This window comes from Halorarum salinum (genome assembly GCF_013402875.1).
Taxonomy (GTDB): domain Archaea; phylum Halobacteriota; class Halobacteria; order Halobacteriales; family Haloferacaceae; genus Halorarum; species Halorarum salinum.
This window is the reverse complement of the sequence record NZ_CP058579.1, coordinates 1,923,439-1,949,451: the sequence shown is the minus strand read 5'-3', so window position 1 is coordinate 1,949,451 and position 26,013 is coordinate 1,923,439. Positions and strand designations below refer to the sequence as shown.

The following is a 26,013-nucleotide window of genomic DNA, read 5'->3' as shown; positions in this document are numbered from 1 at the left end:
ACCGACCACCGCAGGCATATCGCTGCGATCTATCCCCAGCCGGGCCACGAACTCTTAAAGCAAGGTTGGGTCTTTCCATGCTCGGAAGTAACGGAATCACACTACTCGCGAACCATTGCTACTGCCGTCTCCGTGAATCTTCTCGATGAGTTACTCTGCCGCTTCCGTACACGGCCCGCCCTCTACCAACAAGTCCACAATCAGCTGCGGTGCCGACACCGTCGGCACCCTACTCAGTCAGCCATCCATCTCGGATTACCTCCGGATTCGAGCGACAGCGAGAATGCGTTCCTCAATAACGCCCCGGCTACACCGGAGACCCACCGTGCACCGCACACTCCCGGTCTAGCCCTCCCACCACACAACCTGGTTTGCACCCCACCGCGAACAACCTGCCCGCCGGCAGTTCGCCAGCCACCGACACCCCAATATGCCAGTGTCGGCCCATCCCCCTCCAAGGACGACACACCGCCCGTCCGCCACCGTTACTCCACAGCGTGGAAACTCCCTGCACCACACCTCGTGGATTCACCACCCCCTCACCGGTCCCTGCCCCACTCCCCCTGACAGGGACCGCTCTCTCCGCTGCGCACGACCGTCCAACAGTGCGCACGCCCCGCTCCCATCTCCCCGATGGGCACTCCCACTCTGGACCGATCGCCACCGCAATCGCCTCCCGGCTACCGCCGGGCGCACTGCTTGCCCTCCAGCAAGCACGCGCACCGATCGGGTTCACACCCCGATCCTTCCTTCCCTCCTCATCCCCTCTTCTTCTCTCCCCTTCCCTTCCTCCTCTTTTCCTTTTCTTTTCCTTTTCTCCTTTTCTTTTATTGGGCCGAAAATCAATCTCCTGTGGGGTCGAGACGGGTTCTTGGCTATGTGAATTCAGTGACGGAGGAAAACGAAACGGTCGAAGGGATACTGCCCAGTTCTTCACGTAAGGCGGCTTGGATACTGTCTTTCACAGCCGTCTCCGTATAGACGACCTGAATGCGGTCCGGCCCCTGTGCCAGACACTTCTTGATGTTCTCGACTTCATGGTCCGGGCTGAGTGCAAGTTCGATCGCGACCGACTCATCGCCGGCCACAGCGTAGACGTCGATGCTCTTCTTCCCAAGATGGTACTCGACCGTCACATCATAGCCCTGCTCGGTGTAGTGGGCTTTGATTTTCTCCTGCCACCATTGATGTTCGATCCCACCTTTGCCACTCGAGCGGATCTCGTATCCGCGTTCGCGAAGCACACGGCGACCTTCACTGGTGAGTTCCAGCAGTTTCGGGTTCCGTCCGCGTTTCCAGGTGTTCACCTCAACCTCACGCACGAGGTCCAACGAGACCAGCTCGTTCTTGGCCTTCGTTCCCTTCTTCGTATCGACCCCGAGTGCTTTGTACCGCTCGGCCATCCCGAGAAACGGCTGGTCGTTCACACTTGCAAGCAGGGCCTCGCCAGCCGCTTCGACACTGGAGGTTGAGTCCGTCGACTCGTCCTTCTCGTCGTGGTCCAGAAATTCCTCAAACCGTGCCGGGCGCTCTCTGTCGGCAGTCGCGAATGCATCCAGTTTGGGTGCCATCCGGCTCCGGATCTCAGGTTCCGTCATCACCTTCTCCACCGGATAGTCCGGGAGCAAAATCGGGACGGGATCGCGATCAGCGAGTTTCAGCAGGCCTTCGCCTTTTTGCATCGTCCGGGTGAAGTCAACCGCCTCCTGTTCGATCCCGAAGGTCCGGGCCATCTCATGGGTATCCGTCCCGCTGCCCAGCGTCAACCAGAGCTTGGTGTGCGTGTTGGCTTTGATGCTGTCCGTCAATTTCGACGGTTCATGGTCTGCGACGACCAGCCCCTCCCCGAACTCCCGGACTTTCCCTACGAGATCGTCGATCGGTGGAAACCCGGATTCTGGCTGGCGTTCGCGATTCACATCGAAGACGCGTTTGGCCTCGTCGAACAAGATGAGGTGGCGCAATCCCTGCCGCTGTCCCTGTGCATCTCGGTAGTAGAAGATCCACGTCAGCATCGTTTCGATCACGAAGTTGGTGGCAAACTGGTTGGGTTCCTTCAGTTCGAACACGACGTTCCGTTCAAGTAGGTCTTCGAGCGGATACCCCTGGCTACAGTCCAAGATCTCACCAGAAAATCCCGTTATCATCGAAAGACGGCTCGCGACCCGTTCCTTGTACCTGAACTTCGGTGAGGCCTTGGTAATCCAGTCGGCCTGTACGAGGTCGCGCAATTCGAACAACGAGGGCGCGCGCTCGGTATCCGCCTGCTCGTAAATCTGGTAGAGCAGCCCCAGCCGCTCGAGAAAGTAACTCTCCGAGCCGATCAGCAAGTCAGTGGTATGGGCGAACGTATCGGCGAAAATCTCGCCCCACTTCCCCGGTTGGACGCCAGGTGGCGGGGCGAGCGGATTGAATTTGAAATCCCGCCAGTTGATCACCAGGAGGTCCTCGTCATCGTCCACGAGGTGGCGGTAGTCGTTTTTGAAATCAAACACCATGACCGGCAGTCCAGCAGTCATCGCCGTCTCCATGAGATTATAGAAGAACGTCGTCTTCCCACTCCCCGTCATGCCCACGAGCAGCAGGTGTTCGTTCAGTTGCTCCCGGGTGAGCGCGATTTGCTGTCCGTCGGGATCCGTCCCAAGTGTGAGTTCGCCATCCACACGTTCGTACGGATAGAACACATCTTTGGTCACGACCTGTGCGACCCTCCGCTGATACAGGTCCATGAGGCTCCCGTACGTCTCTGCATTCCGTGCCGCGACGGTGAGCAGGTTGTCGACCCGATCCTCATCCTCACCGACCCGCTCCATCAACGCCTGTAATTGGTCCAACTCGTGTGGCCGTGGTGCGGCTGGGCGGTCAGCCATCCCTGCTTCCGCTGACCGGTTTAGTCGTTGTCGGCAGTCGGGTCATAGGTCTTCTCTTGGTGGAGCCCTGCCTGTCGATGCCGGAGCCGATCATGCGCCTCGTCGAGATCAGAGAAGGAGACGGCATCCGAAGCGAGTACCGTCTCCGCGATCCACGAGGCCTCTTCAGGTGTGAGACGGTCATCCTGTTCACCCGTCATCTTCGCTTTAATGACGTCCGGATCGATTGGCGCGGTGGCCTCGATGTCGATGGTCGCCTTCACGTACCGGTCGAAGTGGGCCTGTTCGGCACGTTGGATGCCCTCGGTGGCCAGATGCTGGAACGGCGGGTGGAAATTAATGGTCGCCCGGTAGAAGAACCCAAGGGTATCCTCGATCGCTGTCCGCAGTTCCGCAGCATCATCGGCTCGTGAGTCAAATACTTGCTCGATGTCCCTATTTTCCAGTTGATCGAAGAGGAGTGCATAATCGAAGATGGCATGTCGTAACCTTTCACGGATAGTTGCCCGAATATCGCGTTCGGTTTGGGTTCGTGGCTCGATGTCTGTATCTCCGAGCAAATACTGTCGTTCCCGCTCATTGAGGATGCCTCGTGGCCGTGCTGAATCCGTAAGTGAAGCCATAGGTTATCTAACCATGGTATTGGTTGTACTCTCCATGATTAAGGTTATTGGCATAGAAGATATTCAATGCTTTCAGTATCAGTTCAAGAACGTAGTCCTTCCTTCTCATTGGATTGCATAGTAACAGGCGAGCGAAGGAAAGTAGGGAAATGAGTGACTGTAAGTTAATTCGACTGTTTTTGAACAATTTTGTAGATGAAACAACAAGTTATATTCTTTGTCAGTCCTATATCACACCGTGAGTACATTCTGAAGATTGGAGAGTTCGTCTCTAATTTATTCGTGATATATGATTCGTTTGCGGTGTATTCGGAAGAGATTGCTATACTGAAAGGTCACTACAGAATGTGGAATATGACATTTCCAAGAGTTATACATCTGTGTTATAGAACTGGCACCAATTTCGGGGTCTTTTCTGGCGCACAACTCAGTAGATCCCGAGTATTATAGAACTTCGAATGTTTAGACCTTCCTCAGTCACCAAACATTTCTTTTGCGAGAGTAATGGACTCGTCAAATGTCAGCGGTCCCTGTTCAGTAAGAACTTCTTTGTAGTTCTTGACTGTATTATCGTCAAAGTCGACCCCAGCTCGTTCGAGAATCTGCCGTGAAGCACTTGACCCCGTTGAAGCCCCGAAGAGGAGTTGACGGCTTCCACCAAACCTTTGCGGGTCGTATGGTTCGAGTGTTGCCGGATTCTCAAGCATTGCGGCAGTATGTATACCAGATTCGTGTTCCGCGATTTTGTTTCCAAGTATCGGTTTCCGCTCATCTACTTCTTCGCCGAGAGTATTGAGTACCTGTTTGCATACCGGAATCAGCTTCGACTCCTCTATGCCGAGAGTGTTTCCCCGATCAGTACTACAAGCGGCAACGACCTCTTCAAGCGAAGTGTTTCCAGCTCGTTCCCCCAACGCTGCGATACTAATGTCAGCTTTTGCTACACCTATATTATATGCCACAAGAGTGTTCGCAGTTGCACAACCTAAGTCGTCATGGAAGTGGACGCCGATTCGCGAAAGGTCGATGTTCCCTTTTAAATCGAGCAATATTTTTTCAACTGACTTTGGAGTTCGTGCACCAACGGTATCGGCGAGCGTAACATACTGGGCTTGTGGAACCGTTTCGATTACTTCTATTAAATTCTCGGTGTCAGTTCTAAACGCGTCAGCCAGCGTCACGTGGATCTCCACACTGTGGTCATACACATAGTCAACTGCATCACCTAGCATCTTGATCATGTCATCTCGTGACATTCCAAGCAAGTGTTCAAGATGAAGATCGGAGACAGGAATGAATACGTCTACCACGTCAGTGTTGGCATCCAGGGCAGCATCAATATCAGCAATCAGTGCTCGTGCCAATGCGACTACGTCAGCCTGAATCGCTTCTGCGAGTTCAGTTATAACTGTTTGATCTTTCTCTCCTGTTGCCGGAAAGCCAGCCTGCACAAAATCGATTCCGAGTTTGTCTAACTGGTGGGCAGAATCGATTTTCTGGTCAGTAGTGTAGTTCCGACCTGGCATCTGATCGCCTTCGCGGAGGGTGACATCACTGAGCTTCATATAATTCCCTCCGCATTTAGTTCCTCGAATTCCTCCCGATCAAGGCCAAGTTCTTCGAGAAAGACCTCATTATTGTGTTCACCGTGGCGAGGACCGAGAAATTCGACCTCGCCAGGAGTTCGTGAGAATTTCGGTATCGTAGCAAAAGTTCTGAGGGAGCCAACATCCGGATCATCAACCTCCACGATCGCGTCTCGGGCTCGATATTGCTCATCTTCGAAGATGTCCGCCATATTATTCACGGGACCGACGATGGCATCAAATTCTTCGAGAATTTCGATCGCCTCTGCAGTGGTATGTTGTTCCGTCCACTCTTCAATTTCCTCATCTAGCGCCTCAACATTCTCAACCCGGGCAGAGTTATCCGTGAACCGAGAGTCTTCAATAAGTTCTGGCTTGTCGATTGCTTTCGCTACCCGCTCGAAAATTCGCTGATTAGATGCAGACATGGTCATGTATCCATCAGCTGTCTCATAGATATTCCGTGGTGCTGTATTTGGATGCCGATTGCCAGTACGGTTCTGGACATGCTCGAACTCGTCGTACGCCTCAACATCGCCAAAAAATAATCGCCAGAGCGGTTCGATCAGGGAAACATCGATCACCTGTCCCTTACTGCTTCCCCCTCGACTGAGTTCTCGTTCGTAGATTGCCATCAGTGTTGCCTGCGTGGCAAACTGGGCTGCAGTGAGGTCGGCGAGACTAATCGGAGGAAGAAGTGGATCACGGTCAGGAAACCCGTTTGCGTTTGCCCACCCTGAAATTCCCTCAGCAATCGTTCCAAATCCCGGCTTCTGTGATTTAGGGCCTGTCTGTCCGTATCCGGAAAGTCGAACCATAATAATCTCGGGATTTGCTTCCATGAGATCATCAGGACCCAGTCCCCAATTTTCCATTGTGCCTGGCCGAAAATTCTCGAAGGCTACATCAGCATCTTCCACTAGTTCTAGGGCCAACTTACGGCCACGTTCGGAACTGAGATCGAGAGTTACGCATCGTTTATTTCGACCGAGTGATTTCCAGGAGAGTGAAATATCATCCTCTGTTTTTTGCGCCCATTCACGGATGGGATCACCAACTTCTGGGTGTTCGATCATTACGACATCGGCACCAAAATCACCCATCATCGTCGTAGCAAATCCTCCGCTAATCATCCCCGACATGTCGATCACTCGGAGCCCATCGAGTGGGCCCTGCCGTTCGCGGGCAAGCATAATGGGGAGATATATTCCAACACAGTAAAAGTTACTCATTGGGTATTTAAAGAAGGTATAAAATTCCGGATATATTAGAAGCGATTTTTATATTTGGTTGTTGAGACGGAGGGGTTCTGTTGAAGACACTCACATCTTTTGGCGGACTTGAGTGTAGATGCCGTACAGAACATCCCAAGCGCTGGGGACCGTCGTACAGGAACAATTCGACGTCTCTACTTCTTAGGGAAGGAAAGCTCAACCAGCACGGGGGTCGATTAACTGCTCGAACACTCTATTCCTATCTCCTGTAGCAGGCTCCTCGTCACTGTGCGAAATTTTCTCTCCATAATTTCTCATAGTGTATACTAAATCCGCGACGTTAGAAACTATAACTTCCGAAAATGTGGAGGTAGAGCTTGCCAGTATTTCCTTTGTTCATATATAGCGAACGGAATATGGATTGCTCCTCTACGAGGAAGATCAGGTGCTTTACCGGTTGAGAAGTCCATGTACGCCATCATCTGTGTCCTTCGAGAGTGAATTGCTTACACGCAGTTGTAATTCTGAGTGAGTCGGCTTACAGTCATACGTTTGTAAATGCTGGTGATTTCCAGCGGGGCCGTGCTAGGCTTTCGCACATACGGTCAAATCCGTTCACTATTTAGAAACGATTATTCGTCATATTTGAGTGCCAAGCTAATCTCATTTGCGGTGCGCATAACCGCTTCACTGCTCTTTGATTCCAGCTTATTTGCAACTGGCCCACTATCCGGCACAACAACCGAAAGCGCACCGATAGCGCCTGATTCTCCGTCAGGAATCGCTGCACTGATCGCACGAATCCCCTCAAATCGTTCCCCCTTTCCTACCGAATATCCTTCGTCCCTAATGCGGTTGAGTTCCGTCCGGAGCTGGTTCGGATCGGTCGTGGTTTTTTCCATTGCCGGTGGAAGGTTCGACTTCGATATGAACTGGTCGATTTCGTTTTTAGAACACTCAGCAAGCATCGCTTTGCCTGCTGCATTTTGGTGGAGATAAAACCGTTCCCCAAGGGGTGCGAGGTTCTCGATGCCATATCGATTATTCGTTTGATATACAAACACGCCATAGTTACCGTTTTTAACAGAAATGAAGATTACTTCATCGATATCATTTGCAAGTTCGTCAGCCAAGGGTCGAGCCACCTGGAATATCGGATTCCGGTTTCGTATCCGACCTCCGATTTCGAGGAACCGCAATCCTAAGCGGTATACGCCTCCATCATTTTCAACAAATTCCAGAAATTCTAATGTCTTCAAGTATTTATGGACTGAGCTCTTGGGGCGGTCAAGTTCTTGAGCAATCTCTGAAACCCCCGTTGCACCCGCCTCATCAAGGTATGAGATAATAGCGTTGCACCGGATTAGCGAACCGTTCATCCCATCTTTGATTTCTTCCTTCCCCATGAGGCACTCCTCGTACTCGTTCCCAATAAACGTTCGCTATATGTGGACGCGCCACATGGTCCATTCGGGACGATACAGTCATTTGCAGCACTTCATTTAAAAATTCGATTGCAGTATATTTCTCTCCACGCATTCGCTCAAGCCGCTATCGCCGATGCAAGATAGATTCCACTCAGCATTGATGAAGTCTATTCGAACCAATCCGACTGATAGGATAAACACCGTTATGACCGTGATTTAGCGATTCCGATCAGTAATAATGAGGAGGGTGGATTCAGCGATCAGAAAATCGTACCCTGCTCAGCGTCATATCGACCAACGAGTTGAGTTTGAGCGAGAATTTCACACTCCGTCGCCATTACAGAGCCGAGCCGGGCTTTCCTAATGGCAGGTGGGTACCCGACCTTGGAGTCCAGGGCGAATAACTTGAAATAATATGCGTGGTCGCCCTCCGGGGGTGAAGGGCCCCCCCATCCGGTTTCCACAAAGTCGTTGTACGCTTCAACTGCTGAATCGGGAGTCCACGCCTCTGGGATCTCGGCTGTTTCGGAGTTGATATCGAATACCATCCAATGATCCCAGATATGCCCCACGACGGGCTCGGCCTCTGGGTCATCCATCGCAAGAACGAGGGCTTCCGCTCCATCAGGGACACCTGAAATGTGCAATGGTGGGTTTTCGTTTTCGTTTGCATAGCCGACTGAGTCGGGCATCATCTCTCCGTCCTCAAATGCCGGACTGGTCAAGGCCAATTCTCCCTTCTGCTCGATCTTGCCGTCTATTGGTGTTGTCATTTCTCCATCCACCGGATGCGCAAGACGATAGACTGCGCATCTACGTCCAATTTTGCATCCGGATGCGAGAGGATGTCGTAGGTAGTGCAATAAAGGTTCCTATGGGCAAAAGTCCATCAAAACCGATCTCCCGTGTGCGTGTGATTCGTTCCCACCGGTATATTTATGCTGGTTAGTACACATCCCCTTCCTATGCCGCGAGAACTAGCTGATGGAATATTCTGGATTCAGGAATGCTATGATAGTCCTGCGCTTAGGGAGAAGTACTCGGATGATCCTCCCGATTGGTATAACTCTGGTGAGAAAATCCACGTGTGCGACAACGCGTTTCTAATCTGTGGGAATCAAACGCTTCTATTCGATACCCTCTCTCCCCACAGTACCAACCAGATCTTAGATGAGCTGGACAGTTTGCTGGATGGGCAGGACTTAGACTACTTAGTTATCTCTCATCCGGAGAATCCCCATGCCGGGAATACATTCCCTATCCTTGAAGAGCATCCGGGAGCAGAGCTGATTGCTCCGGAATTTGGTTCGAAGCACGGGATGTACCATCTGGAAGATGCGACAAAAGTCGCACCAGGTGAAACGATCGATCTGGGTGGAAAGATCATAGAATTCGTCGAACCCACCTTCCTCGATCATCGGGTCCATACATGGCTCGCAGAACATGTGACTGAGACATTATTCACCGTCGACTGGCTGGGAGATGTTCACATGGAAAAGAATTGTTTGGATTTCCTTGACGAACTCGACAATGATGACCCTGTTAGCCGGCAGGTTGAATTTCATTCTCGAGCCCTCTTCTGGTTCCAATACGTAGACGAAACCAAAACACGCCAAGCTATAGAGTCGCTTATCGACGTAGAACAACCGAATGTTGTTGCTCCGGCTCATGGTGTTCCAGTACGGGAGGAGACAGAAGAGTACCTTCGACTAAATAATGCTGTTATCGATCGTATTATCGAACAAGGCCGTATCATGAGCGCGTATTAATATGCGACGAACTGTACACCAAGATATCGAATGGATTAGTGAGCCCTATGATTTCGGCGACGGATTAGTTCACGTTTCTGTATTCCTATTGAAGAATGATGGTGAGTCCATCTTGGTCGACACGGGATCTCATTATCACGAAGAAGCCATCGTCGAAGAAATTCAAAACGCATCTAATAACGGCTCACTGGAAGGGGTCATAGTCTCACATGCAGATCTTCCCCATGCAGGGAATGTCGGTAGTTTAGAAGATACACTAGGAGGCTTTGACGTAATATGTGCAACGGCAGCGCCAGAACTTGTGGGTGTATCAGTGGACATTGGGTGCAATCCCGGCGAACGGTTAACTGTTGCAGGGCGATTAATTTCATTCATTGATGCCCCGCTCGCTGATATCACCGATACAGTCTGGGCGTTCGACCATGATACTGGGACCCTCTTTACGGCAGATGGATTTGGAAACCACCATCAGGACTCGGAAACAGAGTATACTTCTGAAGATCTGAGCGGTAATGTCTCCTCTGAGCGGATCTACGAGTATCACCGTCAAATGTTCCGATGGCTGGAATTTGTGGATCCTGAGCGGCTAATTGACGACGTCGACGAGATCTTTTCGACTTACGATGTAGACTGTATCGCTCCAACACATGGGACTCCGATCATCGGAGCAGACATCGAACCGTATCTTGAACGATTCAATACAACAGTGAGAGAGATCATCATGAGTTACGAATGATACAGAAACGTCGTGGCGGTGTTGACGGACGCGTTTATCCACCACTGACCATAGAGAGTCATGTCATGCTCGACAATGGATATAGAGAGTTCCCAGAAGCGACTTCACTAGTGGGGAGAGATCTCCGATATCGGTCCACTATCACTTCTTTTGAGCAGAACGAAAATGAGGAACGATCAAATAAAGTGTGCACACCCTTGTTCGAGCGCGGTGAACGGACCGCCAGTAACGTCACCCCGGAAGTAGTTGAGAGATCAACAGACAATTGGAGTACCATCGGTTGCAGAAGTCGGATCGGAACACTTGCCAATGACATCTTCCAAAGGTCTGTTTGTAGTGGGAGCTATTATCTCGTACTCAGAGACAAACAGCGCATGCTAGGCATGCGGGCATTATCCGGGACCAGTACGCGACCATCGCTACTAGATACCAACCTTCCTACTGTGCCGCACGATGGTACTACGGAAGGTTGCGTCCAATAACGTGAGTTAACAAACGTATTGGAATAGACCACGTATGAATGCCTTAAATTATACAATAGATTTAATACCCACCCTGTGAATGTCATGGTCGTGTCCATGAATAGTGATAGCAATGGACGGGGAACCAGTCCGAGAGCGAGTCGTCGTACGTTTATCAAAGTAGCAGGTGCATCAGGAATCGCTGGACTCTCCGGATGCTCGGGAGGTGGAGATGAGTCAGATGATGGGAATGGTGCTGCCACTGGGACAAATGGAAGTGACATAAGTGGACAGGAGGTTCACCTCCTCTCTCAGGAAAATTCCGAACCGTTTCAGGAATATTGGGAAAGCCTAGCAGCCGACTTCGAAGATGAAACAGGTGCAAGTGTCCGGATCGAGTATATCGGCGAAACCGGGAGCGCCCAAGAGCGTATCATTCAACTCTTACAGTCGAATGATCCCCCGGAAGTAGCGCAGGTTGTCGTTCCGAATGCCGCTACTTTTGGGTCCCAGGGAGTACTTGCGGACCACAGCGAGGTCATCAATACCTTGGAAGAGCGGTACGGGGCCTTGCCCGAACAATTCTTATTCGAATTTGATGGGGACAATACGTTCGTTCCGAATCATCAAACAATTCATTCTCAATGGTATCGAGAAGACGTTTTTGACGAGGTTCCGAATACCTGGGAGAAAGAGCTGGCGATGGCGCGCGAGCATGACGACGGGCAGGGCGGAACTCGTGGTGCTTTCCTCTCTAATGCTTCGGAACTCGGAGAGCCGACCTTCAGCCTGTTCACTCGAGGATGGGGGAATGACGCCGTTGTTTGTCAACGTGATGATAACGACAACGTGCAAGTCGTCATGGACGAAGAGCCGTATCGAAGCAGATGGATCGAGGTTTTCGAGCATGTTCAGGAACTTGCCCAGTACTCCCCTGACAACACTGGTGTCGACTACACCGATCTATTCGACGCGATGGAGCAGGAACTTACATACCAGTTATACATCTATGGAAGTCGGGGAAAAGACACGGATTCTAATGACTTTGTTGAGAACATTCGGAACACAACTGCTCCAGTTCCAGAAGAGAAGTACGAAGAAGGTGGACGCCGATCGTGGGCAAACACGACGGGATATCTCACATTCCGCGGCTCGAACGAACAAGCCGGCCAAGAGTTCCTCAAATTCTGGACTCGGCCGGAGAACTACTACGAGTTCTTCACGATAACCCCTGTCCACCTGCTTCCAACTCAGCCACAAATCCTTGAAGATAGTGAGTTCCAGGATCAGCTCCAAGAGGCGCTTGGCCCACAGTGGGATTACGAACGCGATGTCGTGGATCTCGTTGAGATGGCCAACACATCATTCGATATTCCCTTGGAAACCAATCCCCCGAACCCGTACGCCGGTCCAATCTTCTCGAGCTTCGAGCTGGGAAAAATCCAGCGTGATATCCTCATTGATGGAAGGAATATTGAAGAGGCAATAGATGCACGCGCACAGAACATGCAAGGCATCATCGACGAAACCCAGATTTAGGTTGATGGGGATGGCTTCCAATCTTCCGACTCAACGGGCAGCAATACAACAACGCCTATCCGACGTCCGAGAGTTCTTCGACGAGCTTCTGTCGAACCGAAAGGTGATGATTACATTTACAGTTATGCCAGTTTTGATATTATTTTTATTGATCAATATCTTTCCAATCGTGTGGGCGATTACAGCAAGTTTCTTCCAAGTACCGCCATACGGCGGTACCTGGGAGTGGATTGGTATCGATCAGTATATTGATTTATTTGCTTTGGAGGCCTTCAGGCAATCGGTGTGGCGTTCGGTAGTATTCGCATCTGGATCCCTACTGATTCAAGTAACGTTTGGCCTCGGTTTGGCATTGCTCGTTACTCAGGACTTCAAATTCAAACGTTTGATTCGGGCAATTGCCTTCTTACCGTATCTAGTTCCGATGGCCGTGTTTGGATTCATCGCTATCTGGATGACAAATACTCGGTTCGGGATTATCAATCGGATTTTGATCGATCTTGGTATCGTGGACAGTGGAATCGCATTCTTCTCAACCGAAGCGCTCGTGATGCCGGCGATCATTATTGTAAGCAGTTGGAAGTTTTCTATCTTTGTCACCATTATGGCAGTTGCTCGACTCCAGAGCATTCCTGACTCCCACTATGAAGCCGCTGAAATGTGTGGTGCAGGTGCGTGGAGGAAGTTCCGTGATGTCACACTTCCCAACCTTAGAGGAGTGTTGTTCATAGTCGTATTATTGAGATTCGTATGGATGTTCAATAAGTTCGATATCATTTGGGTGTTATCGCATGGTGGGCCTAATGACGTAGCACTGACCGCACCACTGTTTGCCTACGAAACCGCGTTCCAGCAACTGAACATTGGGGGTGCGTCGGCTGTCGCTACAATGCTGTTTGGCTTGCTCGTCGTCACTGCATTCCTCTACTTCCGGGTCCTTGAACCATCTAAGGGGGTACGTGTCGAATGAGCAATCAGACCGAAAGCCCGATGATGGACTCGAAGCACATCTCCTATCGGCAGCGCAGGCAGCTGAAACGCCTCGTTCATTACGGCTTACTATCTATGGCGATGGTCGTCATCCTATTCCCAATCTTATGGACCTTCACCACGTCTATCCGGCCAACTCAGGATGTTCAGACTAGAGACGTAACGCTCCTCCCAACACAATTCACGCTGGACCACTACGAGGCGCTCCTACTCAATACCGAGTTTGTCACGTGGCTAGTTAACAGTATAGTTGTCGCGGCAGGAGTGTGTGCCCTCACAGTCGTGTTCGCGACATTAGGAGGATATGGCCTTGCTCGACTTGATCTCAAATTCAAGCAGACGTTCGCGAGAGGGGTCCTGCTCGGATACATGTTTCCTTCCATCTTACTTGGGATTCCCATGTATATCATGTGGAGAGACCTCCAGTTGCTCAATAGTCGCCTAGGATTGGTGTTAGCCGAAACAGCACTTGCACTGCCATTTTCCCTCTGGTTGATGTGGAACTTCTTCCAGTCCGTCCCCTACTCTCTCGAGGAGTCGGCCCAGATGGCCGGCGCAACTCGATTCCGTGCGTTTGTCGATGTTGCCCTTCCGATGGCCAGGCCTGGTATGATCGCTGTAGTCGTGTTCGCATTCGCAACATCGTGGAATGAGTACACACTAGCTCAGATCCTCATGACAGATCAGTCGAACTACGTGATCACGATCGGGCTGGATACACTCATTAACGATCAGCTGATACCGTGGGGGGAGATGATGGCTGCTACATTTATTACCTTGTTGCCTGCCTTCCTCCTCGTGTACTTCCTTCAAAAGTACCTCATAAGAGGCTTCCAGGTGAGCGGCTGATGCAAGTCCAATAGCTCACTGGAATGTCCTCTCTCCTCACTTCCTATTTAATTGTGTCATCCATTATGTTTACTCCGAGTCTCGCCTTCAGCAACTCAATAAATCACACACCCCCTATACTACATAAGGAAAAATATAGGAATATATTCATTAGTATTATATTGTTCCAATAGATCAATAGGAGTAGAGACTTACATGAGTGCTATAGAGGTTAAAGATCTTCGAAAGGAGTACCAGGTCTCACAACGGACGGAGATAGCTGTAGAGGGTGTTGATCTCAGAATCAATGAAGGAGAATTCCTCACCCTCGTCGGACCATCAGGGTGCGGAAAAACCACAACACTCCGATGTATAGCAGGGTTAGAGACGCCAACTAGTGGTCGTATCCTTTACGGTGAGGAAGACATAACCGACGTGCCAGCAAGCAAACGAGATCTTGCGATGATGTTTCAGGATATCGCGCTATATCCGCATATGACCTCATTTAAGAATATTGCGTATCCACTCAAGATAGATAACGTGTCTAAAGATGAACAAAAGGAGCAGGTTGAAGAGGCTGCCGAGATCATGCAAATCAACGATCTACTCGATAAATATCCTGGTGAGCTAAGTGGTGGTCAACAACAGCGGGTCGCGCTTGCCCGGACGATTGTTCAGAATCCGCAAGCGTTTCTCATGGACGAACCGCTCAGTGATCTTGACGCAAAACTCCAGGTAGATGTTCGTAAGGAGGTCCAACGAGTTCACCAGCAACTCCAGAAACCTACGGTATACGTCACTCACAATCAAGAAGAAGCGATGACGATGAGCGATCGTATCGCAGTCATGAACGACGGTAGGCTTGAGCAAGTTGGCAACCGCGAGGACCTATATCACTATCCTACAAATGTTTTTGTTGCCAACTTTATTGGGAATCCATCGATGAACTTCCTAGACGCTACCCTCGAATCACTCTCACCGGACGATGGAACTGTTACGGTCGAAGATACAACACTTGAATTCAAGACTGATCGAATCCTGACCGACTCAAATCCCACCGAGGTGACGCTTGGAATCCGCCCGATCTCTATCTCTCTCAGGCATGGATCCCGGAAAAATACCCTCAATGGAGAATTAATGCTCCATGAACCAATCGACGACCGTGCACAAATCACGATCGAGACTAATCAAGGTGAACTCATTGCGCTGATTTCGGCTGAAAATGACTTCTCAGTCGGAGACATGATTTCACTTGAGATTGATGTCGATAATCTATACCTATTTGATTCAAAAACTGAGAAACTTGTAGCAAAATCCGGGAATCGGGAATAATTCAAATCCCGGCAACCAGTGGACCGAGCTAGGAGTGCCGCCGGAAAGTTGTCTACTATCACCGAACGATATCTCCTTGTAGACTGGTGAATGCATGACATGCATCATTGGCTATGTTACCATGGTATAGATCCGACACACATGCTTAAGCTTCTGTCTCTAGTATCACGCCTTAGAGGCTGGGACATCCCGGACTGATAGCACACAAATAGCAGATGGATTCCAATGCCACGCACCCGGATCTTGAACGAAAACTGCGCCGCATCCTCTATGAGACGGGCGTCGCCGAGACGAACGCTGCGGACCTTGTTCCACGGGGACCACATGCAGCGGTAGACGAATATCTCGATACCAATCCCGAGGGGAATCTCCCGTCGACGATGCGGTCGCACGCAGCGCGGTTGGCGCACTTCTCACGATGGTGTTCGGAGTACGCAGAGATCGATGATCTGAACGCACTCGATGGGCCTGATCTAGAGGCGTACAAAACACACCAGACTGACCTCGGCTATGCACCGCGCACGCTGGAATCGCAATTGGAGACCCTGAGCGTCTTCCTACGCTTCTGCCGCCAGCAGGACTACGTCAGATCTGAACTGCCGTATCTCGTCCCAGATGTCGACGTGGTCGCTGCAGATGAGACACGTGATCGACTCTTGGAGCGTGACCGCGCCGAGACGATCATCGGCCACCTCGCGACGTTCCGGTATGCGTCCCGGGAGCACATCGTCTGGCTGTTGGTGGCTGAGAAGGGTCTCCGCATCTGTACACTGCTCGCACTTGATCTCCAGGACTATTCTCCACCGACACAGAATGACGAGGGATATCTGGAGCTGCACAATCGACCAACGACCGGGACACGACTGAAGAACGGGGACAAGAGCGAGCGCCAGGTTACGGTACCCCCGGCTGTGTGCGACACGCTTGACGATTACCTCCAGCACCAGCGCGTCGACGCAACGGATGAGTACGGACGTGAACCACTGCTCTCAACGGCCAATGGGCGTATTGCGTCTCCGACCATCCGGACGTATATCAACAAGTGGACGGCGCCATGCGCTTTCGACGGTGAGTGTCCACACGGGGAGATCCCTGCTGAGTGTCGAGCCGCACAGCAGACCGGGAATATGGAGTGTCCGAGCAAGCGATCACCGCATGACGTCCGCCGGGGGTACATTACCCATCTTCGACGGTATGGTGTCCCGAAGGAGATTATCTCAGACGAGGTGGATGCTTCGGTGGCCGTGCTCGACCACCACTACGATAAGACGACGAAGGAAGAGCAGCGACAGATGCGTACCGCAGCCATTGATGCAGTCCTCTCGGCATCTCCTGAGTGAGGTCTGCCGAATCTTAGTCATGGATCGACGTCACTTGGGCCGTGTCTCAGGAGTGTAATCGTACACGTCACGGATGATCTTCAGCCGGAGGTCACTGAGGCGTGAAATCACCTTATATAGCGAGTCTGGTAAGGAGAACATCGTCTTCTCCCCGGTTCGATTGCTTACGACAGTCCCATCATCGAAGACTATCGACCCGATTCTGTCTGTAGGAACCGCTGCTCCCTCCGCCAATGTTGCAACTTCGCGACGATCATCCCACTTCATGATCGTCAACGGGTCTTCTTGCTGCTGCCTCGCCTCCTTGCTAGGATAGCCGGGAAAGCTGTTGTACGTAATGTCTTCTCCCTGTAGGTCCCTCCAGGCGGCTTTGTCGAATGTTGTGTCGTCCGTGGTCTGAATGCTAGCGGCTAAGATGATTCCGGCTAGCTCTCCGCTGATATAGTCGATATCGTGTTCTGCGTATTCGCCCATACGGTCTAGAACGGGTGTGAAAAGGAATAAAATTAGCAGGCCAGCGAAAATAGAATCTCCGTGTCGTGTTCTCGTTCGATGTACTTTTGTGCTCGTTCGTAGAGGGACCACATGTCCCGTTTTCTTGCAGTCGCGGGTGTCTCTGTGCTCCTATTGAGGCTCACCCGTCGGTAGACTTTCGATTGACCTTTGGTCGGTAAACAGTGCTCCCGCTGGCTGCGGGAGAATGAGACACCACCCAGACCCATGACAGCTGATGGAATCCCGCCGATGGAAGTGCTTGCACCACTTGTCGATCGCATCCGCCAGCTCGCTCGAGAAGAGCTCCCCGCACCTCGGACATGCAACGTCCGGGTATGGGATGATGGGACATTCGATGTTGTGATCTACCACTCGATGGGGGAGCGGGAGAGACAACAGATCAGATACGAGCGAAGCACCAGTGAGATCCTCTGGGAATACATGAACGGCGCACGCTGGACCGCCGAATCGCGTCCAGGGAACGAAACCGTGTACGAGCCTGCGTACGATGAACTTGATGTTCGGGTACTCGCCCATGTTCAGCCACCATATGAGTAGGGCGGCCACGACCGACTGGTCCAAGGCCTAGCTGGTTCGTTCGCTGAATCTCTCCACCGCCAGTTTGATCGAAGCAAGAGACTTGGTCACCCGATTATCGGCTACCCGCATCAGCCCTTGTGGATTGAAGTCCGCCACGTAGTCGAAGATCACATTGACCGCGGATTTCGGGACAGACACCTGTTCGAACTCTTTCAGCGTATAGATGCGCGTGGACGGTGCATCGTTCCAGAACGTGGAGCTCGCCCACCCAGCCTCGTCTTCAAAGGTCGTCCCGATCCGTCCTGTCCCCACGTACGCCCCATCCTGGTAGAAGAGGACGAGATCCCCACTCTCCATCTTCTCGAAATAAGTCTCGTTGTCCGACCCGTTACGCACTCCCCAAAACCGGACGGTATCCATCCCTGACACCTCAGACGGATGCTCGGGATACTCACTGAGATCAACAGGGGAACGCACCGTCCGGTCAAAGTTGCCCGGGTCACACGGTGCCAGGAACACGTTCGTACTCATGACAACGCCATATGATTGAGGAGCCAGTATAAAACGCGTCTTCTCTTGGCCCATCCCAACAGACACTCGCTCAGGAGGTTCCAGCAGGCGATTCCGATGCTTCCTAGGCGTCCAGAAGTTCCGTGAGCTTGCCCGCGAGAAACCGGTACGCAGCTGCCTCATCCACGATATCGTTGACGACCAGCAGACCGACTGCATCATTCAACACATGAATCTTCTCCACAAGCTCATGCTCACCAGGTTCACAAGCACTGGTGGGCCCATTACCTTCACACTGGGCCTGCAAACTATGCGGGATTTCGATAACGTCTCCTAATGAGCCTTTGACGGCACTACTCGCGAGTACAGCACCACCATCTCCTTGGAATTCTTCGATCGGAATTACCCGCTTCTCGTCCAGAGTACTGTCCGGCGGAAGCACATGCGGCTGGGGATGCTGTCGAAAATAGGATACTGAACACATCGGCAGTCACCGCTCACAGGCAGTACAGAATCGCCGATACTTGTTCCCAGGACGAGGACCGTCAGTGACCTGAATCGTGAGGACAGGGACGACTTGTGCAACACTGCAGTACCTACATTCTTCCTCCATACTGGTATCCCGTGCACCGAGAACTGCTATTAACAACGGCTCTGACGCGCTGTCACTCAAACCGCTTCGCGCAAAACTTATGCTCCACATGCCCATACAGTTTGTTATCGAACATGTCGTCAGGGCTGCTTAAGTCACTGTGGCAAACAGCGAACTACTTTCGGAATTGGCGAAAGGGCGCTCCTGAGAACGCCACGGAACACGGACGCACGTATACGTGGCTCATTCTGCTCGGTGGCCTCACGGTCCTCTGGGTCCTGTTTCAACAGGGGATTGCGATGCCCGTCGACTTCGCCTTGTTCACAGGGGGAATCTTCCTCGTGGAAATGTTCGAATTCGGTACGCTCCTCCGATTAGCGATGGCGATCGATCCACTTGTGGGTGGGGGTATCCTCGGCACAATTGGGCTCGGAGCCTTTGCGAAATTCTTTCGCGACCTGGGTGGTGCGTCCGCTGCGATTAACTACTTCTTCGGAATACAGTAGTCTGGCGCCGTTCTGAATGGGTCTGGTGTGGGAAGAAAGCAGTCTGGGCCAGGTGTCGATCCCCGGAGTTAGAGGTCTCGTGGCTGCACCGTCTTCCGCTCGTTATCCTCAGCGCGTCGCGCGGCATCCTCGAGAAGGTCAGCAACCTCCTCGTTCAGATTATCGTAGAAGTCCGCAGCGACGTTCTTTCCTTCGAGCTTCTCTTTCACAGCGGATTTGACCACAAGGTTCGCCATGCAGACAACGCTTGAGAACTGAGGGCAATAAACCTTGAGGAGACGGCTTCAGCTGCTAGTTCTGCACGATGCCGGTTTTCGATCGGGCGATGCTTGTAGTTCACATAAAAGAGGAACGTATGCCGTCTGTCTGACTAATGATTCATGTCTGACGTACCCTTATGTAACCCCCGGTGAAATAGTGGATAGAAAGCATATGACACCCAATTATTCGAACAAGACGGCCATGTCACGGCGAGCGGTTATTGCTGGGATCGCGGCCCTCTCGTCATTCTCTGTGGCCGGTCGAGCGGAAAGCAGCGCGACCAGAGCATCACTGACAAGACCAACTCTCCCAGATTTGTTCGCCGAATCCCCGTGGGAAACCGTTGATTACGAAAAGCAGGATAACAACGACGTAGCCTGGATCGGTGCCTCCAGCCAGCACGCAGGACTCCGTGAGAAGGTCAAAGATGATCTCGGGGTGGATGTGCCTCAGTGGCGGCTCTATGCGTGGACCCTTCAGACCATGCGGAGCGAGGCCTACATCGACTTCACATCAGAGGAGGATGACAGCGGTATGTCGGTCATCGATTCTCTATTAGTGGGGTACGGCCCTGGAGCAGTCGAGATCGATCTCGATGACATTGCGAACCATCGGGAAAAGGCTGAGACTATTGTTGGAGCAACCGCTCTTGAGGTCTTCAGCGACCAGCTAGAAACGGACTATCCGTTCACCGACGCCGATCTATGTACGGGCCTCTATGAAAGCGAATGGGGGACCACCTGCCGCCGAAACGATATCAGCTACAGTAATGCTGAGGCCACTATCGAGGACGAATTTACGCTCTCAGCAGAGTTTACTGCTGAAACCGAGGACGACGATTTTGTTATTGACTATCGCGCGTTGCTGGTTGTGCAAACGTATGACCGCGGGCAAACGTACATCGCTACGGGAGCGGTCTACCCGGAAGAGATGGAGGAAGGCTGGTTGGACGAGTATGAGTTTGATCAGGACTTTATCGGGGACAGTCGTGCCTTTATGAAAGCCGTGAGATAAGCCAGATTCTGGAGCATCCGAAGATAAGTTGTTATCCGGGTCTCAGAGATGGGCTACCAATTGGTGAGCACCTGCTATTCCTCCGGACACTCGAACTGCTCATCGAGAACACTCGTTGCTCCTCGTTGGGGCAGACAGTACACAGCCACCGTGGTAAATCACGTACGACCGAAAAGATAGGATCGAGTAAATTCGTTAATTCGATCCCATTCAAATGCGGCTCAAGAGAGTTGCGTCCGGCCGACTGTGTAGTTATATTCCTAGTCTAGACACTACTAAATATCGTCGAGGAACGCACGCCGCTGCTCCATCTTCTCCTGTTCACTTCGTTCGTCGTAGTGGGCATCGAGGACTGTCGCCGAAACATCCGCTCGGTCGCTGATCGCTGGTTGGGGGACATCCTTCCGGAGCCAATGCGTGATGCTCCCGCGACGAATGGCATGCGGTGAGACGGATGACGGGCACTTCGATGCGTCGTAGCGTTCAACCGCCGCAGCACACGTGTCCGGGTCCTGATCATGTGGACACGCTACGCCGTAGGCACACGGCCGCGTTGCCATGTACACGTACTGTTGGATGGTCGTGACGTGGACCCGTCCCTGGGTCGTCGCGAGGAGTGGACTCCGTCCGTAGTCGTCAGTCACATCGGGCCGCTGATCGTCGATCCAGTCGCTCAGGAGGTCACACATGGTATTCGGGAGGGCAACCATCCGCTCACCACCCTGCCCATTCTTTAACGGGGTCTCGGTCTCGGGCCGGTGGACGATATGGATATACTGCTCGTCGCGATCGTAATCTTGGAGGTCGATGGCGCGTGCTGCCCCCCGCCGCATGAGCGTGTGCCAGAGCAGCGAGAGTGTGACATGCCGGAGGCTTGCGTACTCGTACTTGGTGAGATGGTCAAGCATCTCTTCGGCGGCGTCCGTGTGGAGTTCGGTGTCTCGGATGTTCTCTTCCGGGCTCAGTGACGGTGACTTGATCTTGGCTGCTGTGTCGGGTGGACAGCCTTCGATCGTTTCGAGCCATTTCACGAAGACGCGGACAGTATCGATCTGGGTTTTCAGCGTGACTGTGTTGATATCACCTTCGTCGCGCCGCCAGATCTTGTACCGGTGGATGGTCCGGCCCGTGAGATCGTTCAGGTTCTCGAGGCCTTCACTGTCGCGGCACCACTCGATAAACGTTGAAAGGCGGGAGCGGTGTGAGCGGATCGTCCAGTCGCTCAGGTCGCTGCTGCGGTCGGTGAGGTACAGTTCGAGTGCGTCAGTTGGTGCGATTGGTTCGAGGTCGGACATTGGTGGTCTGGCAACCTCGTGGGGAGCTGTGGCCACCTGGTGGACAGTTTGCGGGGAATCGCGTGGGTAGTAGCCATCCCCTGCAGCGCCCATGATTTTCCATCACGATCCAGAGTCAACAGACGGCGTCGAGGTCTATATAAATCCATCGGCCGTCCGCGTCGACAGTTCGTTATGGAAGATAGCGGGGGTCGCCTCCGTCATGTGATTCGGCAAGCGCCAATAGTCGCAGGACGGGAATAAATGCAGGGGTATCTTCCTAGGTGCCAAGAAGTCACCAGCACATTGTCCCAGTACTTCCCCTCCATCCGACCAGTAAATCGAACTACTGCCTCGATCCCATAGGTCCCCCTGTATGGATTCTCGACTTACCTTCGGTATTGTTCCCTCTGTGTGGTGCTTCGTTCAACATGGGTGACGGTGACCGTCTCCGCGTGGTCACGTTCTGCCAGTCGAGCCGCCCGTAACAGCAGGGTGAGCGCTTCCCGGCAGTCCCCGTTCTCTGCCGCGACGAGCGCGGCAATCCGCTCGATCGCCTCATCCGCCACAGCATCGCGATGGAAGGCCTGTTCAACACGCTGTGAGAGGATCTCGACGAGGTCCACTTCCGTGTATGGGCGAATCTCGAGCGGGTGATACGCCAACCGGCTCTGGCTCCGCGGTTCCAACTCGAGGTCCGCCGGTGGCTGGTTCGAGACCAAGATCAATCCGAGGGAACTCTCTGCGGTGTCACTCGTCTCCTGCAGGTCGTAGGCGACGTCCGTCTGGTCGGTCAGTTGGTCGAACTCATCGAGGACGACGACGGCGCCGTGGTGCTTGTCCAACCACTCACGGAGCTTCGTCACCAGTTCGTCGACGGGGTTGCCTTTCCGCGGGGCCGGATACCCGAGTTGGATCAGGAGTTCGGTCAGGAGCGCCGGCCGAGTGTTGTACTGCCAGCAGTTGATGTATGCGGTGGTCACCCGCGTCTCCTCGGCCAGGTGGGAGAGGACGTGGGTCGCGAGCAGCGTCTTCCCGACGCCCGCCGGGCCAAACACGAGGAGATGGTCTGGCTGCTTGCGATGGATGAGGGGACGCACCGCGTCCGCAATCAGCGCCAGTTCCTGGCTCCTATCAATGGGCTCTGGTGGCGTATACGCTGCTGTCAGCGGTGATTCGGATCGGATTAGTGTACCATGGTTCGTTGCGCGTTCGAACATGAGACTCAACTCTCGGGAAAGCTTCAAAAACAAGGGAAGAGGCCGTCCTTCGGTTAGCTTGGGTGATCAGAGCTGTATATGCTCATACGACTCTTCGATGTGGATGGAACTGTGAACATAGTTCCACGACCCATCGGAAACCGGGGGTTCGGGCAGCTATGAATGTCTCCGGTCGGTGTTCGAAAGGCGGCATGGCGCGAGACAGTGAGACCGATGAGGTGCCGGACCTCGTTGGCCGGAGCGATGAGTACGATGCCCTGGTGGATGGGCTCCTGCATCGACGCGACCCAGCACTCTACCTGTACGGCCCAAAGGGTGGTGGGAAAACGTTCCTGACACGGCACGCAGTACGCGTCCTCCCTGAGCGGACCACCGTCTGCCGACTCACGTGTATCCAGTACGATATACAGTACAGGGTGCTGACCGCACTCTGCAATGCCGTCACGGACAGTGACTTCAGGACGGGGTACCACACCGCCCAGCTTACCTCGGCGCTCACAGACGCGCTCGCCGACCAGGATCTCGTTGTCGTGTTGGATGATATCGACTTCCTCCTGCTGAACGACGGTACCGACCTCCTGTATTCGCTCTCTCGGCTCCCACAGCAGACACTACGGCTTGTGATGCTCTCGGCCATCCATCCCGACCTGGCCACAGAACTCGATGAACGTATCTATAGCTCGCTCCTGCCGTCCATGATTTACTGCGAGCCGTACACGGAAGTCGACGTTGTCCACATCCTCAATACACGGGGGCACGACTGGCTCGACAACGAGGTGACCGATGACGCGGCAGCCTCCATCGCGGCGACGACGCCGAACATCCGGCTGGCATACCACTGGCTCACTCTGGCCGGTGAGGTCACGGACGGCCGGATCACCGAGGACGTCGTCCGTCTCGTCCAACCCGATGTCCGCCAGCGCTATCATGCCAAACTACTGGCTCCGTTATCGGCGCATCATCGATTGCTCCTGGACGCTATCGAACTGCTGACGGCCGACACAGAACCAGTGCGGTCCGGTGCGGTTTATGACTGGTACCGGGAACGCTGCACCCAGACGCAGACTTCCCCGTTGAGCACGCGCCGGGTCAGTGATTTTCTCGAACACCTCGAACTCCTTGAGGTGATCCGCGTCGAGTATCACTACGGGGGCCACGCCGGGAAGACCCGGTCCATCTGGCTCCAGCGCCCCTGTTGAGAGCACGGGAGCCAGCGCCCGTCGAGGCTAATGCAGTTGTCGACGCGCGCTGACGCCACGGGGCCACTCCAGCACCGGAGACACGCACGATTGAGATGGCGGTAGATCGCTCAATACAGGTGAGTCTCTTATCACCCAGAAGGTATTCGGTCTGTGGAAGGGAAGCGGGTTTCATGAATTGGGAGAAGCGGGTGAGGGGATGCTGTGGCTGGGCTCGTCTTTCTCGTCTGTCTCGGGGCGTTACCTGGCGTACGGGTCTGGCAGTTGGAACCTGCGACGCCAGTTCAATCGACCATCGTTACCGGAACGGCGCTCCTGGTTGTTGTCGCCGTTGCCTACGCTGTGTCTCATGATGCAGAGTTCATCGGCGAGGTAATCCACTGTCTCTTCAAGGGTAATTCCGAAAGAAGTCTTCCGAGCGGTATGAACCTAGTGCTGTACCCCCCAGTCACGCTCAGCAGGTCTGGAATTAGAGGTACAGTCCTGACTTACACTACGGCCGCTCGACAATCAAAGACGAGGACCGATCTCCAGTCGTTCCTCGTTCATCCGGCGATGGACACGCCGATAAGCGTCCCAACGCCGTAGGTAAGACCAGCTGCGGCGAGTCCGATCACGACCTGTCTGGTGCCAGAATAGAGAACGCTACGGCCGGTCAACACGGTGATCGCAGCACCGACCACAAAGAGCGCAACCGCACTCAACAGGAGACTAACCCCCACAGCGGTGATTCCGGTGAATGCGAAGAACGGGATGACGGGGACGATCGCTCCCAGTGCGAAGAGGATGAACGACGCACCTGCAGCCTCCCAGGCAGACCCGCCCAACTCCTCGGGATCGATGCCTAACTCCTCACGAGCAAGTGTATCGAGTGCCGTGGCCTCGTCTGCTACCAGTCGTTCTGCGAGCTGCTCTGCTTGGTCTCTGGAGAAGCCTTTCGCTTCGTAGATGAGCGCCAACTCTTCTTCCTCCTCTTCGGGGACTTCAGCGAGTTCAGCGGCCTCGATGTCGATCTGGCGCTGGTAGAGTTCCCGCGAACTCTGGACGGAGAGCCACTCGCCCATCGCCATCGACCCGGCACCGGCGAGCAATCCGGCCAACCCGGTGATGAGGATGGCCGTCGCGTTGAGGGCGGCCCCTGCGACACCCATCACGAGACTCAGGTTCGACACGAGGCCGTCGTTCGCTCCGAGAACGGCCGCCCTGAGGGCGTTGCCACTAGTTGCGCGATGTCGCCCTTCAAGGCGGGCGAGGACGCTCCCTTCTGCGCCACGGCCGGGTGCCTCGGAGATTGCTGCAAGCAGGCGATCGTGGGATCGTTCGTCAGCCACTATCCCCGTCCCCTCGACTTCCGATTGCCTGGCGTATCCTGCACCGCCAGTTGTTTCTCCAGCGCGCATCGTCGGGGCGACAACGTCAGGGCCAAACCGGCTGGCGAGCCACGCGAGAACACGAGCTCTCCAAGACGGCTGTGGAGTAGATATATCGGTGCCCGACTCACGAAGTTTCTCAGTCCAGAACTCCGCGTGCTCACGCTCGGTCGCCGCCAAGCGCCGATACACGTCGGCGAGCTGGGATTGAGATTCCGCTGAGGCCATGGCCTCGTAGACGGTCGCACTGTCTATCTCGTCCTGTATATTGCGACGATACCGCGTAACGTCGTCACGCGTGCTCATTGTCCAGATTT

General features: G+C 53.3%; 23 protein-coding genes. 10 read left to right on the top strand and 13 right to left on the bottom strand.

Annotated features, from left to right (window positions below; genetic code table 11):
* Positions 1–875: 875 nt before the first annotated feature.
* The 6 genes from HUG12_RS09400 to HUG12_RS09375 all read right to left on the bottom strand — a co-directional run bounded on the left by HUG12_RS09400 (position 876) and on the right by HUG12_RS09375 (position 8,505).
* Positions 876–2,870: an ATP-binding protein gene (locus HUG12_RS09400; RefSeq protein WP_218836436.1), complete on the bottom strand. Its 1,995-nt coding sequence runs from the start codon at positions 2,868–2,870 to the stop codon at positions 876–878.
* A 20-nt stretch (positions 2,871–2,890) separates the two neighbouring features.
* Positions 2,891–3,493: a hypothetical protein gene (locus HUG12_RS09395; RefSeq protein WP_179268508.1), complete on the bottom strand. Its 603-nt coding sequence runs from the start codon at positions 3,491–3,493 to the stop codon at positions 2,891–2,893.
* A gap of 473 nt (positions 3,494–3,966) precedes the next feature.
* Positions 3,967–5,058 (bottom strand): LeuA family protein, encoded by a 1,092-nt coding sequence (locus tag HUG12_RS09390; RefSeq protein ID WP_179268507.1) that lies wholly within the window; start codon positions 5,056–5,058, stop codon positions 3,967–3,969.
* The gene (locus HUG12_RS09385; protein WP_179268506.1) at positions 5,055–6,272 is read right to left on the bottom strand and encodes a CaiB/BaiF CoA transferase family protein; all 1,218 of its coding nucleotides are present in this window, start codon (positions 6,270–6,272) and stop codon (positions 5,055–5,057) included. Before HUG12_RS09385 ends, HUG12_RS09390 begins: the two co-directional genes overlap by 4 nt.
* 653 nt (positions 6,273–6,925) lie before the next feature.
* Positions 6,926–7,699: an IclR family transcriptional regulator gene (locus tag HUG12_RS09380; protein ID WP_179268505.1), complete on the bottom strand. Its 774-nt coding sequence runs from the start codon at positions 7,697–7,699 to the stop codon at positions 6,926–6,928.
* A 281-nt stretch (positions 7,700–7,980) separates the two neighbouring features.
* On the bottom strand, positions 7,981–8,505 hold the full coding sequence (locus HUG12_RS09375) for a YbhB/YbcL family Raf kinase inhibitor-like protein (protein ID WP_179268504.1): 525 nt from the start codon (positions 8,503–8,505) through the stop codon (positions 7,981–7,983).
* 180 nt (positions 8,506–8,685) lie between these two features.
* Between HUG12_RS09375 and HUG12_RS09370 the strand changes: the two genes are divergently transcribed.
* From HUG12_RS09370 to HUG12_RS09340, 7 genes are all read left to right on the top strand, one after another.
* Positions 8,686–9,489, top strand: coding sequence for an MBL fold metallo-hydrolase (locus HUG12_RS09370; RefSeq protein ID WP_179268503.1), 804 nt, complete (start codon positions 8,686–8,688; stop codon positions 9,487–9,489).
* A gap of 1 nt (position 9,490) precedes the next feature.
* Positions 9,491–10,225 carry an oxygen-binding di-iron domain-containing protein gene (locus HUG12_RS09365; RefSeq protein ID WP_179268502.1) on the top strand — a complete coding sequence of 245 codons (735 nt, stop codon included), beginning with the start codon at positions 9,491–9,493 and terminating at the stop codon, positions 10,223–10,225.
* 578 nt (positions 10,226–10,803) lie between these two features.
* A complete protein-coding gene (locus HUG12_RS09360; RefSeq protein WP_218836434.1) occupies positions 10,804–12,225 on the top strand; it encodes an ABC transporter substrate-binding protein in 1,422 nt (473 codons plus the stop codon).
* 10 nt (positions 12,226–12,235) lie between these two features.
* Positions 12,236–13,195: a carbohydrate ABC transporter permease gene (locus HUG12_RS09355; RefSeq protein WP_179268500.1), complete on the top strand. Its 960-nt coding sequence runs from the start codon at positions 12,236–12,238 to the stop codon at positions 13,193–13,195.
* Positions 13,192–14,064, top strand: coding sequence for a carbohydrate ABC transporter permease (locus tag HUG12_RS09350; protein WP_179268499.1), 873 nt, complete (start codon positions 13,192–13,194; stop codon positions 14,062–14,064). The genes HUG12_RS09355 and HUG12_RS09350 overlap by 4 nt, the downstream gene beginning before the upstream one ends.
* 195 nt (positions 14,065–14,259) lie before the next feature.
* Positions 14,260–15,375, top strand: a complete 1,116-nt coding sequence (locus HUG12_RS09345) for an ABC transporter ATP-binding protein (RefSeq protein WP_179268498.1) — start codon at positions 14,260–14,262, stop codon at positions 15,373–15,375.
* A gap of 215 nt (positions 15,376–15,590) precedes the next feature.
* Complete coding sequence (locus HUG12_RS09340) at positions 15,591–16,715, top strand: tyrosine-type recombinase/integrase (protein ID WP_179268497.1); 1,125 nt, start codon at positions 15,591–15,593, stop codon at positions 16,713–16,715.
* Positions 16,716–16,745: 30 nt separating this feature from the next.
* Here HUG12_RS09340 and HUG12_RS09335 read toward each other — a convergent pair whose 3' ends face one another.
* From HUG12_RS09335 to HUG12_RS09325, 3 genes are all read right to left on the bottom strand, one after another.
* Positions 16,746–17,189, bottom strand: coding sequence for a hypothetical protein (locus HUG12_RS09335; RefSeq protein ID WP_179268496.1), 444 nt, complete (start codon positions 17,187–17,189; stop codon positions 16,746–16,748).
* A 606-nt stretch (positions 17,190–17,795) separates the two neighbouring features.
* Positions 17,796–18,281: a hypothetical protein gene (locus HUG12_RS09330; RefSeq protein WP_179268495.1), complete on the bottom strand. Its 486-nt coding sequence runs from the start codon at positions 18,279–18,281 to the stop codon at positions 17,796–17,798.
* A 103-nt stretch (positions 18,282–18,384) separates the two neighbouring features.
* Complete coding sequence (locus HUG12_RS09325) at positions 18,385–18,702, bottom strand: hypothetical protein (RefSeq protein WP_179268494.1); 318 nt, start codon at positions 18,700–18,702, stop codon at positions 18,385–18,387.
* A 449-nt stretch (positions 18,703–19,151) separates the two neighbouring features.
* Here HUG12_RS09325 and HUG12_RS09320 point away from each other — a divergent pair, with 449 nt between their 5' ends.
* A complete protein-coding gene (locus HUG12_RS09320; RefSeq protein ID WP_179268493.1) occupies positions 19,152–19,358 on the top strand; it encodes a hypothetical protein in 207 nt (68 codons plus the stop codon).
* A gap of 68 nt (positions 19,359–19,426) precedes the next feature.
* Here the strand turns inward: HUG12_RS09320 and HUG12_RS09315 are convergent, their stop codons facing one another.
* Positions 19,427–19,594 (bottom strand): DUF1931 family protein, encoded by a 168-nt coding sequence (locus tag HUG12_RS09315; protein ID WP_179268492.1) that lies wholly within the window; start codon positions 19,592–19,594, stop codon positions 19,427–19,429.
* 226 nt (positions 19,595–19,820) lie between these two features.
* On the opposite strand from HUG12_RS09315, the gene HUG12_RS09310 reads away from it, so the two are divergent.
* Positions 19,821–20,633 carry a hypothetical protein gene (locus HUG12_RS09310; RefSeq protein WP_179268491.1) on the top strand — a complete coding sequence of 271 codons (813 nt, stop codon included), beginning with the start codon at positions 19,821–19,823 and terminating at the stop codon, positions 20,631–20,633.
* 275 nt (positions 20,634–20,908) lie between these two features.
* On the opposite strand, the gene HUG12_RS09305 is transcribed toward HUG12_RS09310, so the two are convergent.
* A complete protein-coding gene (locus HUG12_RS09305) occupies positions 20,909–21,928 on the bottom strand; it encodes a tyrosine-type recombinase/integrase (RefSeq protein WP_179268490.1) in 1,020 nt (339 codons plus the stop codon).
* 368 nt (positions 21,929–22,296) lie between these two features.
* Positions 22,297–23,127: a Cdc6/Cdc18 family protein gene (locus HUG12_RS09300; RefSeq protein ID WP_179268489.1), complete on the bottom strand. Its 831-nt coding sequence runs from the start codon at positions 23,125–23,127 to the stop codon at positions 22,297–22,299.
* A gap of 191 nt (positions 23,128–23,318) precedes the next feature.
* Here HUG12_RS09300 and HUG12_RS09295 point away from each other — a divergent pair, with 191 nt between their 5' ends.
* A complete protein-coding gene (locus HUG12_RS09295; protein WP_179268488.1) occupies positions 23,319–24,326 on the top strand; it encodes a Cdc6/Cdc18 family protein in 1,008 nt (335 codons plus the stop codon).
* A 545-nt stretch (positions 24,327–24,871) separates the two neighbouring features.
* Here the strand turns inward: HUG12_RS09295 and HUG12_RS09290 are convergent.
* Positions 24,872–26,002, bottom strand: a complete 1,131-nt coding sequence (locus tag HUG12_RS09290) for a VIT1/CCC1 transporter family protein (RefSeq protein ID WP_179268487.1) — start codon at positions 26,000–26,002, stop codon at positions 24,872–24,874.
* Positions 26,003–26,013: the final 11 nt, after the last annotated feature.